The organism is Streptomyces flavovariabilis, from assembly GCF_000725785.1.
Lineage (GTDB): Bacteria > Actinomycetota > Actinomycetes > Streptomycetales > Streptomycetaceae > Streptomyces > Streptomyces hawaiiensis.
In genome coordinates this window covers 768,444-781,988 of record NZ_JNXD01000001.1, presented here as the reverse complement: position 1 = coordinate 781,988, position 13,545 = coordinate 768,444, and the positions used below count along the sequence as shown (strand labels likewise).

Here is a 13,545-nt window from a genome sequence, read left to right as displayed (position 1 = left end):
CGAAACGCGCACACTCACCGGGGCCGGTGCGGCTCGGAACCGACAGGGCGCAGGCCTTCGAGCAGGGTGTCGACGATCTGTGCGGCGAGGTCGTCGGGGAGGTCGTCGTCCGGGTGCAGTACGGAACGCAGGAGCATCGGGCCGACGAACAGGTCGTAGAGCAGTTCGAGGTCGACGTCCGTGCGCAGTTCACCGTTGTCCCGGCCGCGGCGCAGGACCTCCATGCCGAGCCGGCGGCGCGGGGCGACGACCGTGGCGTGGTACGCCGCCCACACCTTCGGGCTGCTCTTCATCTGGGCGTGCACGCTGTGCCAGATCGCCGACGAGCGGTTGGCCAGGCCCCGTTGGCGCGCCTGTTCCAGCAGGGCCACGATGTCGTCGCGCATGGACGTGCCGGGGAGCGGGAGAGCGGCGGGCTCGGCGGCGCGCACGACGTCGACGAAGAGTTCCTCCTTGCCGCTCCAGCGGCGGTAGATCGTGGCCTTGCCGACGCCGGCGGTGCGGGCGACGCGCTCGATGGACAGCTCCGCGAGGGGCACGCCGTCCTCCAGGAGCCTCATCACCCCCTCGATGATGGCGCGCTCGACGGCCTCGCTTCTGGGGCGGCCCCTCGGCGGACCGTCGTGCGGGGTGTGCCGTTCGGCGAGGCTCACGCGCTGCGTCCCTTCTCGACCCGGTGTCGCCGCATTCTCCCGCAGGCCTACGAGCCCGTGTGCGACAGCTCCTTCTCCCCCTCCGCCCGCTCGGGCGCCGGCGGCTTCCCCGGCAGGAACAGCGCCACGACGACCGCGCCGATCAGGGCGACGCCCGCACCCCACAGGGCGGTGATGTGCATCGCGTGCAGGAACGCGTCGTGGGCCGGGGTGACGAGGGACTCGCCCTGCGGGCCCAGCCGGTCCGCGATGCCGAGCGTGGCCTCGATGGACTCCCCCGCGGTGTGGCGCAGGGCCGGGGGCAGCGCGCCGAGCTTGTCGTCGATGCCCGTGCGGTACGCCGTGGACAGCACCGAGCCGAGGACGGCGATGCCGAGGGCGCCGCCGACCTGGCGGAAGGTGTTGCTGAGCGCGGAGGCGGAGCCGGCCTTCTCGCGGGGCAGGGCCTGCATGATGACGACGCTGACCGGCGTCATGATGTGCGCCATGCCGGCACCCATGAGGAAGAAGATCACTTCCAGGATCCACAGGGGCGTGCCGGCCTCCAGAGTGGCGAAGGCGGCCAGCATGGCGGCGACGACGAGCAGTCCGGCCGTGGTCGTGGCCTTGTTGCCGAAGCGGTCGACCACCAGCCGGGCGCGCGGCGCGAAGATCATCTGGGCGGCGGCCAGCGGCAGCATCAGCAGACCGGTCTGCAGCGGCGAGTAGCCGCGCACGCTCTGCGTGTAGAAGACGGAGAAGAAGGTCACGCCCATCAGCGCGAAGAACACCAGCGCGATGGCGGTGACGGCGGCCGAGAAGACCTTGTTCTCGAAGTACCTCACGTCGATCGACGGGTGGTCGCTGCGCTTCTCGAACACGACGAAGGCGACGAGCACGGCGAGTCCGCAGCCGATCGTGGCCAGCACGGTGGCGTCGGTGAAGTCGGCGAGCTGGCCGCCCTTGATGATGCCGTAGACGAGCAGCACCAGGCCGACGACGGACAGCACGACGCCGACGGGGTCGACCCGGCCGGGGTTCGGGTCGCGCGAGTCGGGCACCAGCCAGAGCATCAGCGCGAGCGCGAGCAGCACGATCGGCACGTTGATGAGGAAGACCGAGCCCCACCAGAAGTGGGCGAGCAGCACTCCGCCGGTGATCGGGCCGATGGCGATGGCGAGGCCGACGCCGCCCGCCCAGATGCCGATGGCCTTGGGCTGCTCCTCGCGCTCGAAGACGTTCATGAGGACGGCGAGGGTGGCGGGCATGACGAACGCGGCACCCAGGCCCATCACGGCCCGGAAGGTGATCAGCTCACCCGGCGAGCCGGAGAACGCGGCGAACGCGGAGCCGATGCCGAACACCGCCAGACCGCCGATCAGCACCTTCTTGCGGCCCAGCCGGTCGCCGAGCAGCCCGGCGGTGAACAGCAGGCCCGCGAAGACGAGGGTGTAGGCGTTGATCGCCCATTCCAGCTCGCTCTGCGTGGCGCCCAGGCCGGTCGGGGCCGGGGTGGAGATCGTCTTGATGGCGACGTTCAGGATCGAGTTGTCGAGCACGACGATCAGCAGGCTCAGCATCAGAACGCCGAGGATCGCCCAGCGGCGCCGGTGCACCGCTTCCGGTATGCGCGGGCCGGTGGGGGCGGCCGGGGCGGCGGGGGTAGTCATGCCGTCGAGCGTAGAACCATTTCGATACGAGACCGTCTCGTATCGGAATACTCTTACCGGGGTCTTACGCAGCGGCCGTTTCCCGGCCCCGGACGGAACTCACAGGGGCTCCCCTAGCCCTCGATGGCACGAGGTGCCACCATGGACGTGGTCCGGGGACGCCGTCAGGGCGCCTCGAGATGACGTGTTAGGAGCCGTGCAATGACGCAGCTTCCGGCTGCCCAGACTGCTCAGATCAAGACCTCCGACAGCGGCAGGGCGCTGTACGGGGGCAAGGGCACCCGCCGCATCACCGTGCGCGACATCGCCGCCGCCAAGGAGCGCGGCGAGAAGTGGCCGATGCTCACCGCATACGACGCGATGACCGCGTCCGTCTTCGACGAGGCCGGCATCCCGGTGATGCTCGTCGGCGACTCGGCGGGCAACTGCCACCTCGGGTACGAGACGACCGTGCCCGTCACCCTCGACGAGATGACGATGCTGTCGGCGGCGGTCGTACGGGGCACCTCGCGGGCCCTGATCGTCGGCGACCTGCCCTTCGGCTCCTACCAGGAGGGCCCGGTGCAGGCGCTGCGCTCGGCGACCCGGCTGGTGAAGGAGGCGGGCGTGCAGGCCGTGAAGCTGGAGGGAGGCGAGCGGTCGCACGAGCAGATCCGGCTGCTCGTCGAGTCCGGCATCCCGGTCATGGCGCACATCGGCCTGACCCCGCAGTCCGTCAACGCGATGGGCTACCGCGTGCAGGGGCGGGGCGAGGAGGCGGCCCAGCAGCTGCTGCGGGACGCCAAGGCCGTGCAGGACGCGGGCGCCTTCGCGGTGGTCCTGGAGCTGGTTCCCGCGGAGCTGGCCGCCGAGGTGACGCGGGTGCTGCACATCCCGACCGTCGGGATCGGGGCGGGCCCCGAGACCGACGCGCAGGTGCTGGTGTGGACCGACATGCTGGGTCTGACCGGCGGGCGCGTGCCGAAGTTCGTGAAGCAGTACGCCGACCTGCGTGAGGTCATGGGGAACGCGGTGAAGGCGTTCGCCGACGAGGTCGTCGGCGGAACGTTCCCGCAGGAGGAGAACTCCGTCCACTAGAGCCACAGCGGTACCACGGACAGCCCGTCGATCGTCCCCCGTCGACGGGCTGTCCCCTTTCCGGGATCACCGGCGGCTGTCGGTGATCTGTCGGCGGTTTGTCGGTGGCGCCTGAGAGCGTCTGTCCCATGACGCGAATCGACAATCAGACCAGCGGCGCCGCTGTGACCGTGCGGGGGCTGGTGAAGCACTACGGGGAGACCAAGGCTCTGGACGGGGTCGACCTGGAGGTGCGGGAGGGCACCGTGATGGGGGTGCTCGGGCCGAACGGGGCCGGGAAGACCACCCTCGTGCGGATCCTGTCCACGCTGCTCGCCCCCGACTCGGGGCAGGCCACGGTGGCCGGGTACGACGTCGTACGGCAGCCGCGGCACCTGCGGCGGGTGATAGGGCTCACCGGGCAGTACGCCTCCGTCGACGAGAAACTCCCCGGCTGGGAGAACCTGTACATGATCGGCCGGCTGCTCGACCTGCCCCGCAAGGAGGCCCGCGCGCGGGCCGACGCGCTGCTGGAGCGGTTCTCGCTGACCGACGCCGCCAAACGGCCCGCGAGCACCTACTCCGGCGGTATGCGGCGGCGGCTCGACCTGGCCGCCTCGATGATCGGGCGGCCCGCCGTCCTCTTCCTCGACGAACCGACCACCGGCCTCGACCCGCGCACCCGCAACGAAGTGTGGGACGAGGTCAAGGCCATGGTCGGCGACGGCGTGACCGTGCTGCTGACCACGCAGTACATGGAGGAGGCCGAGCAGCTCGCCTCCGAGCTGACGGTCGTGGACAAGGGCAAGGTCGTCGCGGGCGGCGGCATCGAGGAGCTCAAGGCCAAGGTCGGCGGGCGGACCCTGCGGATCCGGCCGGCCGACGCCCTGCACCTGCGGCCGCTCGCCGCGCACCTGGACGACCTCGGCATCACCGGGCTCGCGACCACCACCGTGGACACCGACTCCGGCACCCTCCTCGTCCCGATCCTCAGCGACGAGCAGCTGACCGCCGTCGTGGGCGCCGTCACCTCCCGCGGCATCACACTCGCCGCCGTCACCACCGAACTGCCCAGCCTGGACGAGGTGTTCCTGTCCCTCACCGGCCACCGTGCCAGTGCCCCGCAGGACACCCCGCCCGCCGAGGACCGCGAGGAAGTCACCGTATGAGTGCCAGCACCCTTTCCGCCCCCGCGCCGGCCGACGACGCCCGCATCACGCTGCGCGGCCATCTGCGGCACACCGGTGCCCTCGTCCGCCGCAATCTGCTGTGGATCCGCCAGGACCCGGAGTCGATGGCCGACGCACTGCTGATGCCGGTCATCTTCACCCTGCTGTTCGTGTTCGTGTTCGGCGGCTCGATCGGCCAGGCGCTGGGCGGCGGGCAGGACCAGTACGTGCAGTACGTGATCCCCGGCATGATCGCGATGATGAGCATGACGCTGTCCCAGGGCGTCGGCACCGGCTTCAGCCAGGACTTCAACTCCGGTGTCATGGACCGCTTCCGGTCCCTGCCCATCGGGCGCGGCTCGGTGCTGTTCGCGAAGATCTCCGTGGAACTGCTGCGGATGCTGTTCGCGACCGCCGTGCTGATGATCGTCTCCGTGGCGGTCGGGTTCGAGATCACCAACTGGCCCGGGCTGTTCGCGGCCGTGGCGCTGTCCACGGCGTTCGCCTCGTCGATCATGTGGGTGTTCCTCACCCTGGGCGTGATCATGAAGAGCGCGCAGTCCGTGCAGGCGATGGGCTTCCTGGTGCTGTTCCCGCTCCAGTTCGGCTCGTCGATCTTCGCGCCGACCACGTCGATGCCGGGCTGGCTTCAGGCCTTCACCGACTACAACCCGCTGTCCACGCTCGCGGACGCCGCGCGCGGTCTGATGGTGGGCGGGCCGGTCGCGCACGACCTGTGGGTGACGCTCGGCTGGTCGGTGGCGATCACGGCCGTGATGGCGCCCGTCGCGATCCACAAGTTCCGGACCAAGAGCTGACCGAACGCGCCCGGTCCGCGTCAGAGCAGGGCGGCGGCCTCGTCGGGGGAGAGGCCGCCGCCCTGCGCGTACGCGGTCTCGTACGCCGTGTCGCCGAGCGATGTCCGGGCCGCCCGCTCCGCCCGCTCGCGGGTCGCGCGCTCCTGCAGCTGGGCGGCGTGGCCGGGCGGCAGCAGGGCGTCGAAGGCGCCCAGGCAGCGGGCCGCGTCCAGGGCGCGCCGCCCGCCGTCGAGACCGGCCAGCGCCCAGGCGCCGATGAGCAGGTACCCCGAGCGCATATGGGGCACGATGGCGGTCGACAGCGGATCGGCGGCCCGTTCCAGTGCCTTGCGGATGAGGTCCAGGCACTCCTCGTACCGTCCCTCCGCGGCGTCCAGCCAGGCCTCCGCGCCGAGGATGAACGCGTCGAAGACGATGAAGTGGGCGATACGGAAGTCCTGGCGCAGCCGCCGCAGTTGCTCGCGGGCCTCGGTGGTGCGGTCCGTCATACCGAGCCGGCCGGCCAGGAACAGGCGGGCGGCGGGCATGGCCTCGCTGTGCGAGTCCTCGTGCTGGGCGATCACCTCGCGCAGCAGCCGCTCGCCGCGTTCACTCTCGCCGGCCTCCAGCAGGGCGCTGCCCAGCCGGGCGGCGAGGACGGCTGCCTGGGCGCGGGCGCCGAGGTGTTCGGCGTGGGCGATGGCCGCCTCGTAGTCGACGGCGGCCCGGGCGTGGTCACCCCGGCGTTCGTGGGCCTCGGCGCGGGCGGAGAGGGCCTCGGCGGTGCCCCAGGCGTCACCGAGGCGCCGGTAGATCTCCAGCGACTCGTCGGCGTCCCGGGCGGCGTCGCCCGCCCAGTCGGTGCGGTTGGCCAGGAAGTTGGCCCGCATCTGGAGGCCGGAGGCCAGCTCCCAGTCGAAGCCGGGGGTCCGCCGGCACGTCTGGACGGAGGCGTCGACGATGACGCGCAGCCGGTCCATGTCGCCGGTCAGCATCACGGCGAAGAACCAGAACAGGCCGGGAAGCCGGCAGTTCTGCGGCAGACCGGGCTCGTAGGTTCGGGCGATGGCCCGCAGCTTCTCCTGTGACCGCGGGTTCTGCCAGGAATCCAGCTCGGTGTCCATACAGGCGAGATGGGCGAGGTGGATGCCGCGCCGGGCCTCCACGAGGACCTCGCCGGCCATCGGGGGCGGGGCGTCGGTGCAGCGCTGCCACACCGCGGTGGCGGGGCGGACGGGCTCGGTGAAGGGGTCGGGTCCGAGCGCCATGACCTCGCGGCACCAGTTGCGCGCCTCGATGCGCAGGTCACGCATCTGCCAGTACCAGACGAGGGACAGCGCCAGGCACAGCGCCTCCTGCTCGTCGCGCAGGGCGACGGCGTGCCGCAGCGCCGTGCGCAGGTTCTCGTACTCGCGCTCCAGCCGGCGGATGGCGGCGAGCTGACCCGGGCCGCGCAGCAACGGGTCGGTGGTACGGGCGAGTTCACGGTAGTACGTCAGGTGGGCGCGCTCGGCGTCGGCGCGCTGCCCGGACTCGTCCAGCCGTTCGGCGGCGTACTCGGCGACCGTCTCCAGGAGCCGGTAGCGCATCTCCCCGTCGGCCGACGTGCCGGGCGGGGCCGCCACGACCAGGGAGCGGTCGACGAGGGAGCCGAGCGCCTCCAGGGCGGCCGGTCCGCACACCGCCTCGGCGGCGGGCAGGTCGCAGCCGCCGGCGAACACCGACAGCCGCCGCAGGACGTCGCGCTCGTCCTCGTCGAGCAGGTCCCAGGACCAGTCGACGACGGCTCTGAGGGTCTGCTGGCGGGGCAGGACGGTGCGGCTGCCGGAGGTGAGGAGACGGAAGCGGTCGTCCAGCCGGTCGGCGATCTGGCGGGGGGTGAGCATCCGCAGCCGGGCGGCGGCCAGTTCGATGGCCAGCGGCAGGCCGTCCAGGCGCCGGCAGATCTCCGCGCACGCCTCGGGATCGTCCTCGATCCGGAAGCCTGCCCGGGCCGCCGCTCCCCGGTCGGCGAGCAGGCGCAGCGCGACCGGCTCGGGCAGCGGCTCCACCGGACGCAGCAACTCCCCCGGCACGCCCAGGGGTTCACGGCTGGTGGCCAGGACGGTGAGGTCCGGGCAGCGAGCCAGGAGATCCTCGGTGAGCCGGGCGGCGGCGTCGGCGACGTGCTCGCAGTTGTCGAGGATCAGCAGCATGCGGGGCCGGGAGCAGTGCTCGGCGAGCCGCTCGACGGGGTCGTCGAGCCGGTCGGCGACGGCGGCGCGGATGCCCTCGGCGCCGGCACCGTACAGCACGGTCTCGCGGGCGCCGACGGCGGTGAGTACGGCCTCCGGTACGGCGTCGGGGTCGTCGACGGGGGCGAGTTCGGCCAGCCACACCCCGCCGGGCATGGCCTCGCGCACGGTCTCCGCGGTTTCCTGCGACAGGCGGGTCTTCCCGGCGCCGCCGGGGCCGAGCAGGGTGACCAGCCGGGCCGCCGCGAGATCCCCGCGGATGGTCTCGATGTCGGTTTCCCGGCCGATGAAGGAGGTGAGGCGGGCGCGCAGGTTGCCGGCCGGCCTGTCGGGCTCCCCGGCGGCGGGCGCGGGTACGGGCGTGTCTCCCGGGCTGAGCAACTCCGCATGCAGTGCCCGCAGTTCCGGCCCCGGGTCGGCGCCGAGGCGGTCGGCGAGCAACCGCCGGAGATCCTCGTAGGCGTCCAGCGCCTCCGCCGCACGGCCGGCGTCCCGCAGGGCGCGCAGACGCAGGGTCTGCAGGGGCTCGTCCAGGGGATGGCCGTCGCACAGGGCGGTCAGTTCCGGCAGGGCCTGCTCGGCCTGGCCGAGGGCGAGGGCGGCGGTGTGGCGGGCGCGCAGCACGTCCAGGCGGCGGGTGTCACAGCGGGCCGCTTCGGCGGTGCGGTCGGGCAGGTCGGCGAGGGCCGGGCCCCGCCACAGGGCGAGCCCGTCGTCGAGGACCGCGGCGGCCTTGGCGGAGTCGCCGTCGGCCAGCGCCCGCAGCCCCTCGCCGGCCAGCCGCTCGAACCGGTGCAGGTCGACGTCGTCGGGCAGGGCCGTGAGCCGGTACCCGCCCTCGGCGGAGACGACCGCGTCCGCCCCGAGCGCCCGCCGCAACCGCCCGACCAGCGCCTGCAGCGCCCCCGGCGCGTCGGCGGGCGGCTGCCCGCCCCACACCTCGTCGACGAGCAGTCCCACGGGCACGGTCCGTCCGGCCCGCAGCGCGAGCACGGTCAGTAACGCGCGCAGCCGGGCCCCACCGACCGGAACGACCGTCCCGTCGGTGCGGAGCGCCTGCGTGGTGCCGAGGATGCGGTAGTGCACGGGCTCATTGTCTCCGGTGTACAGGGGCGGGTCACGGCGGTTGCCGGAACGGCGGGGCGTTCAGGGACCGGCGGCGGGACGTCAGGGCCACCGGCAGCGCCGGGCACGGCCGGCTGGAGCCGGTGGACGGGCCCTCTCCGTGCGGCGTCCGGGGCGAGGCCGCTGGGGCCGGCTCACCTCGTCCCCCACCGGGAACGGCGTGCCGCAGCACTCCGTCTGCCAGTCCGCGGAGAACACGTGCCACAGCCCCATGGCCCCACCCTCTCCGGAACCGGCCGCCCGCGCGAGACGTTTTTCACCTGCGCCCAGTACTGTCGGGCCGTCCCACCCCGTGTCCGAAAGTGCAGGGAGCCCCATGACCACCGCCACCACCCGCCACAGCGAGCGGCGGATCAGTCCCGTGTTCGCCGGGATCCTCGCCGTGACGGCGGTCACGGGATGGGCGACCTGGACCGGGTTCGCCGAGCAGCCCGGCGTCGCCGTGTTCCTGTTCGTGACGGCGGCGTGGATCGTCTCGCTGTGTCTGCACGAGTACGCGCACGCGCGCACCGCCCTGCACAGCGGCGACATCTCGGTCGGCGCGAAGGGCTATCTGACCCTGAACCCGCTGAAGTACACGCACGCGCTGCTCAGCATCGTGCTCCCGGTGATCTTCGTGATCATGGGCGGTATCGGGCTCCCCGGCGGCGCGGTGTTCATCGAGCGGGGGCGCATCCGGGGCCGCTGGAAGCACAGCCTGATCTCGGCGGCGGGCCCGCTGACGAACGTGCTGTTCGCCCTCGTGTGCACCGCCCCGTTCTGGCTGGACGCGCTGGACGGCGTCCCGAACGACTTCCGGTTCGCGCTGGCCTTCCTCGCGCTGCTCCAGGTGACGGCCGCGCTGCTGAACTTCCTGCCGGTGCCGGGCCTGGACGGCTACGGCGTGATCGAGCCCTGGCTGTCGTACGGCATCCGGCGCCAGGTGGAGCCGTTCGCGCCGTTCGGCCTGCTCTTCGTGTTCGCGCTGCTGTGGCTGCCGGCGGTGAACGGCGTCTTCTTCGACGTGATCGACACGATCCTGAAGTCCCTCGGGATCAGCGACTTCGAGACGTACTGCGGTCAGGAGCTGTACCGCTTCTGGCAGGGCTCGAACGAGTTCTGCTCGGCGGCCCCCTGACGGGCGCGGGTCAGCCGGTGACCGACTTCCGGTGCTTGGCGCGCTTGACGTAGTACCAGCACATGTTGGACGACAGGCCCGCCAGCAGCACCCACACGATCCCCAGGAAGCTGCCCCGTGTGAAGGAGACGACGGCCGCGGCCACGGAGAGGACGCAGACGATCAGGGCGTAGAGGGCGAGGCGGGGCATGGCGGTCGGCTCCTGTCGGGGGACACTTCTGGCACAGCTGGTACCGCTGATGCCGTCCAGTGTCCCCCATGGCCGTCACCGGCTCACACGTCGGTGACGCGCAGCCCCGCGTGCGCCTTGTACCGGCGGTTCACGGAGATCAGGTTGGCCACCAGCGACTCCACCTGGTGGGCGTTGCGCAGCCGCCCGGCGAAGATCCCGCGCATCCCGGGGATGCGCCCGGCCAGGGCCTGGACGATCTCGACGTCCGCCCGCACCTCGCCGAGCACCATGACGTCGGTGTCGATCTCCTCGATCTGCGGGTCCTGGAGCAGCACGGCCGACAGGTGGTGGAAGGCGGCCGTGACCCGCGAGTCCGGCAGCAGGGCGGCGGCCTGCTCAGCGGCGCTGCCCTCCTCGGGCTTGAGGGCGTAGGCGCCCTTCTTGTCGAAGCCGAGCGGGTTGACGCAGTCGACGACGAGCTTGCCGGCCAGTTCCTCGCGCAGGGACTCCAGGGTCTTGCCGTGGCCGTCCCACGGCACGGCGACGATCACGATGTCGCTGCGGCGCGCGGTCTCGGCGTTGTCGGCGCCCTCGACGCCGTGGCCGAGTTCGTCCGCGGCGGCCCGGGCGCGGCCGGCCGCCCGCGATCCGATGATCACCTTCTGGCCGGCCTTGGCGAGCCGGTAGGCCAGGCCCTTGCCCTGCGGCCCGGTTCCGCCGAGCACCCCGACCACGAGTCCGGAGACGTCGGGCAGGTCCCAGGGGTCCTTGGCGGGCGCCTTCTGGGCGTTGTCGGTGGCAGCACTGTCGGTAGAGGTCATGGCCCCGACTCTACGACCGCGCCACCGCCGCCGAAGTCTCCGGTCTCGTACGTTCGACGGTGGTACGGGTGACCGGTCGGCCTACCCAGGCCGGGCTAACGCGTGGTGAACTCCACGTCACGGGTGACCGTTCGGGGCAGGATGCGGTCCCATGGATGCGGTACGGGTCGCGCTGCTGCGGGAAGTGCTCGCCGGGACGGAGTGGCTGGGCGCCACACGGCGGTTCGCCGGGGCGCTGCGCGGCTCGGTGGTGTCGCACCGGGGCGGTCTGCTGCTCGTCGGCACGCCGGAGTACGAGCCGTGGCATCTCGCCGCACACCTGGTGGACGAGGCCGCCTGGTCGGGCACGCCGGAGCTGGCCCCGACGCTGGTGCGGCACGACGCGCGCCCGTCGGATCCGGCTCATCTGGCGGTCGGCCTGGGCCGGCTGGAGGCGGCCCGGCGGGGCGAGACGCTGCTGGTGGTCGCTCCCCAGGGGCCCGCGGCGCCCCTCCTGGAGCGGGTGTCCGACGCGCGTCGGGCCGGCGTGACGGTCCTGGCCCTCGGCCCCGGACAGGGCGAGCTGCCGTCCCTGGCGCACGAGACCCTGGCCGTGCCCGACGGCTCGGAACTGGACCTCGACACGGTGCAGCACCTGGTCGGCGCGGCGGCCGGGGAGAACGCCCTGCCGGTCCCGCGGGGGCGGCGCCGCTTCCGGGACCGGGTGGCGCGACTGGCGGAGCACCTGACGGCACCGCCGCCGGCCCGCTGGTGACACGGGCCGTCCCGCTGTCCGCCCGGGCATCGGGCACGCCCTGGGCTGCGGTCGCCCAGGGCGTGCGGGGGGCTCAGGTCTCGTCGTCCCGGCTGCCCGCCGGGGCGTCGTGCCACTTGGGGTCGTTCTCCCACTGGAGGTTGCGCTCGCGGGCGGTCGCCATCGCGTGTTCGGCCTCCGTGCGGGTGGCGTACGGCCCGAACCGGTCCTTGTTGGGGCACTCGGGCCCCTCCTCGACCTTCTTGTGCTCCAGGCAGTAGTACCACTCACCCGGCTTGCCGACCGTCCGCTTCTTGAACAGGGCCATGACCAGCTCCTCTCGCCATCGACATGTTCCCCCGTGGCCGCTGGTTAGACTCGCTGGCATGTCTGGCCAGTCGCTGCTCGTTCCAGGGGAGCTGTCCCCCACCCGTCCCGTGCCCGGAAACATCCGTCGCCCCGAGTATGTCGGCAAGCCCGCGCCGACGCCGTACACCGGACCGGAGGTGCAGACGCCCGAGACCGTCGAGGCGATGCGCGTGGCCGGCCGGATCGCGGCCCGGGCGATGGCGGAGGCCGCGAAGCTGATCGCCCCCGGGGTGACCACGGACGAGTTGGACAGGGTCGCGCACGAGTACATGTGCGACCACGGCGCCTACCCCTCGACGCTGGGTTACCGCGGCTTCCCGAAGTCGCTGTGCACGAGCGTCAACGAGGTCATCTGCCACGGCATCCCGGACTCGACGGTGCTGCGCGACGGCGACATCGTCAACCTCGACGTGACGGCGTACATCGGCGGTGTGCACGGCGACAACAACGCCACGTACCTGGTGGGTGACGTCGACGAGCAGTCACGGCTGCTGGTGGAGCGGACCAGGGAGTCCCTGGAGCGGGCGATCAAGGCGGTCAAGCCGGGTCGGCAGATCAACATCATCGGCCGGGTCATCGAGTCGTACGCCAAGCGCTTCGGTTACGGGGTGGTCCGGGACTTCACCGGGCACGGCATCAACTCGTCGTTCCACTCGGGGCTGGTCATCCCGCACTACGACAGCCCGCACGCCACGACGGTCATCCAGCCCGGCATGACGTTCACGATCGAGCCGATGCTGACGCTCGGGACGCACGAGTACGACATGTGGGACGACGGCTGGACGGTCGTCACGAAGGACCGGAAGCGGACGGCCCAGTTCGAGCACACGCTGGTGGTGACGGACTCGGGCGCGGAGATCCTCACGCTGCCGTAGCACCCGCCATCCGCACATCACCGCACGGCCCGCTCTCCCCGGAGGGCGGGCCGTTCTCCGTGGACGTTGCCCACCGGAACCACCGACAGGTTTTTACCGACACGATGTCGGGAAGCTACCGGCCATGGAATCCTTCTCGGCGCTCCTTCGGACCGCCTCCCGCGAGCAGCACGAAGAGGTCAGGGGCTCGACCTTCATCGGCGACCTGCTGGGGCACAGACTCGGAGTCGACGCGTTCGCGCGCTACACGGAACAGCTGTGGTTCGTGTACGGCGCACTGGAGTCCGGCGCCCGGCAGCTCGCCGCGGACCCGGTGGTGGGCCCCTTCGTCCGTCCGGAGCTGTTCCGCATGACAGCGCTGGAGCGGGACCTGGAGTATCTGCGCGGCCCCGGCTGGCGGACGACGGCCGACGCACTGCCGGCCACCCTGGAGTACGCGGAACGGATCACGGCATGCGTCCGCACCTGGCCGGCCGGCTACATCGCCCACCACTACACCCGCTATCTCGGCGACCTCTCCGGCGGCCAGATCATCCGCGACACGGCCGAGAAGACATGGGGTTTCCCGAAGAGGGGCGACGGGGTCCGCTTCTACGTCTTCGAGGGGATCCCCAACCCGGCCGCCTTCAAGCGGACTTACGCGCGGTTGCTGGACGCGGTGCCCGGTGACGAGCTGGAGCGGCAGCGGATCGTGGCCGAGTGCAAGCGGGCCTACGGGCTGAACAACGGGATGTTCGAGGCGCTGGGCAAGGAATTCCCCCTGATGGCGTGAACG

Annotated in this window: 14 protein-coding genes; 7 read left to right on the top strand and 7 right to left on the bottom strand. The window is 72.0% G+C overall.

Annotated elements, in window-relative coordinates; all coding sequences use genetic code 11:
* Positions 1 to 14 precede the first annotated feature (14 nt).
* Both IO24_RS0103480 and IO24_RS0103475 read right to left on the bottom strand, forming a co-directional pair.
* Positions 15 to 653: a TetR/AcrR family transcriptional regulator gene (locus IO24_RS0103480; RefSeq protein WP_031131646.1), complete on the bottom strand. Its 639-nt coding sequence runs from the start codon at positions 651 to 653 to the stop codon at positions 15 to 17.
* A gap of 47 nt (positions 654 to 700) precedes the next feature.
* The gene (locus IO24_RS0103475) at positions 701 to 2,302 is read right to left on the bottom strand and encodes an MFS transporter (protein ID WP_078899136.1); all 1,602 of its coding nucleotides are present in this window, start codon (positions 2,300 to 2,302) and stop codon (positions 701 to 703) included.
* Positions 2,303 to 2,503: 201 nt separating this feature from the next.
* On the opposite strand from IO24_RS0103475, the gene panB reads away from it, so the two are divergent.
* The 3 genes from panB (at position 2,504) to IO24_RS0103460 (ending at position 5,345) form a co-directional block, all read left to right on the top strand.
* Entirely contained in the window at positions 2,504 to 3,379 is an 876-nt protein-coding gene (gene panB / locus IO24_RS0103470) for a 3-methyl-2-oxobutanoate hydroxymethyltransferase (protein WP_031131643.1), read from the top strand.
* A 128-nt stretch (positions 3,380 to 3,507) separates the two neighbouring features.
* Entirely contained in the window at positions 3,508 to 4,527 is a 1,020-nt protein-coding gene (locus IO24_RS0103465) for an ATP-binding cassette domain-containing protein (protein WP_031131641.1), read from the top strand.
* Entirely contained in the window at positions 4,524 to 5,345 is an 822-nt protein-coding gene (locus tag IO24_RS0103460) for an ABC transporter permease (protein WP_031131639.1), read from the top strand. Before IO24_RS0103465 ends, IO24_RS0103460 begins: the two co-directional genes overlap by 4 nt.
* A gap of 20 nt (positions 5,346 to 5,365) precedes the next feature.
* Here IO24_RS0103460 and IO24_RS0103455 read toward each other — a convergent pair whose 3' ends face one another.
* Together IO24_RS0103455 and IO24_RS47310 are read right to left on the bottom strand one after the other, a co-directional pair.
* Positions 5,366 to 8,644, bottom strand: a complete 3,279-nt coding sequence (locus IO24_RS0103455; RefSeq protein ID WP_234335190.1) for an ATP-binding protein — start codon at positions 8,642 to 8,644, stop codon at positions 5,366 to 5,368.
* Positions 8,645 to 8,725: 81 nt separating this feature from the next.
* Positions 8,726 to 8,896, bottom strand: a complete 171-nt coding sequence (locus IO24_RS47310) for a DUF6578 domain-containing protein (RefSeq protein WP_338055560.1) — start codon at positions 8,894 to 8,896, stop codon at positions 8,726 to 8,728.
* A 103-nt stretch (positions 8,897 to 8,999) separates the two neighbouring features.
* On the opposite strand from IO24_RS47310, the gene IO24_RS0103450 reads away from it, so the two are divergent.
* Complete coding sequence (locus IO24_RS0103450; protein ID WP_031131635.1) at positions 9,000 to 9,800, top strand: site-2 protease family protein; 801 nt, start codon at positions 9,000 to 9,002, stop codon at positions 9,798 to 9,800.
* A 10-nt stretch (positions 9,801 to 9,810) separates the two neighbouring features.
* Here IO24_RS0103450 and IO24_RS0103445 read toward each other — a convergent pair whose 3' ends face one another.
* Both IO24_RS0103445 and npdG read right to left on the bottom strand, forming a co-directional pair.
* Entirely contained in the window at positions 9,811 to 9,990 is a 180-nt protein-coding gene (locus tag IO24_RS0103445) for a hypothetical protein (RefSeq protein ID WP_031131633.1), read from the bottom strand.
* 83 nt (positions 9,991 to 10,073) lie between these two features.
* Positions 10,074 to 10,793: an NADPH-dependent F420 reductase gene (gene npdG, locus IO24_RS0103440; protein WP_031131631.1), complete on the bottom strand. Its 720-nt coding sequence runs from the start codon at positions 10,791 to 10,793 to the stop codon at positions 10,074 to 10,076.
* Between the two features lie 151 nt (positions 10,794 to 10,944).
* Here npdG and IO24_RS0103435 point away from each other — a divergent pair, with 151 nt between their 5' ends.
* Positions 10,945 to 11,547, top strand: coding sequence for a hypothetical protein (locus IO24_RS0103435; protein WP_031131629.1), 603 nt, complete (start codon positions 10,945 to 10,947; stop codon positions 11,545 to 11,547).
* Positions 11,548 to 11,620: 73 nt separating this feature from the next.
* On the opposite strand, the gene IO24_RS0103430 is transcribed toward IO24_RS0103435, so the two are convergent.
* Positions 11,621 to 11,854 (bottom strand): hypothetical protein, encoded by a 234-nt coding sequence (locus IO24_RS0103430; RefSeq protein ID WP_031131626.1) that lies wholly within the window; start codon positions 11,852 to 11,854, stop codon positions 11,621 to 11,623.
* A gap of 58 nt (positions 11,855 to 11,912) precedes the next feature.
* Here IO24_RS0103430 and map point away from each other — a divergent pair, with 58 nt between their 5' ends.
* The gene (map, locus tag IO24_RS0103425; RefSeq protein ID WP_031131624.1) at positions 11,913 to 12,770 is read left to right on the top strand and encodes a type I methionyl aminopeptidase; all 858 of its coding nucleotides are present in this window, start codon (positions 11,913 to 11,915) and stop codon (positions 12,768 to 12,770) included.
* A gap of 124 nt (positions 12,771 to 12,894) precedes the next feature.
* Positions 12,895 to 13,542 (top strand): biliverdin-producing heme oxygenase, encoded by a 648-nt coding sequence (locus IO24_RS0103420; protein WP_031131622.1) that lies wholly within the window; start codon positions 12,895 to 12,897, stop codon positions 13,540 to 13,542.
* The last annotated feature ends 3 nt before the right edge of the window (positions 13,543 to 13,545 follow it).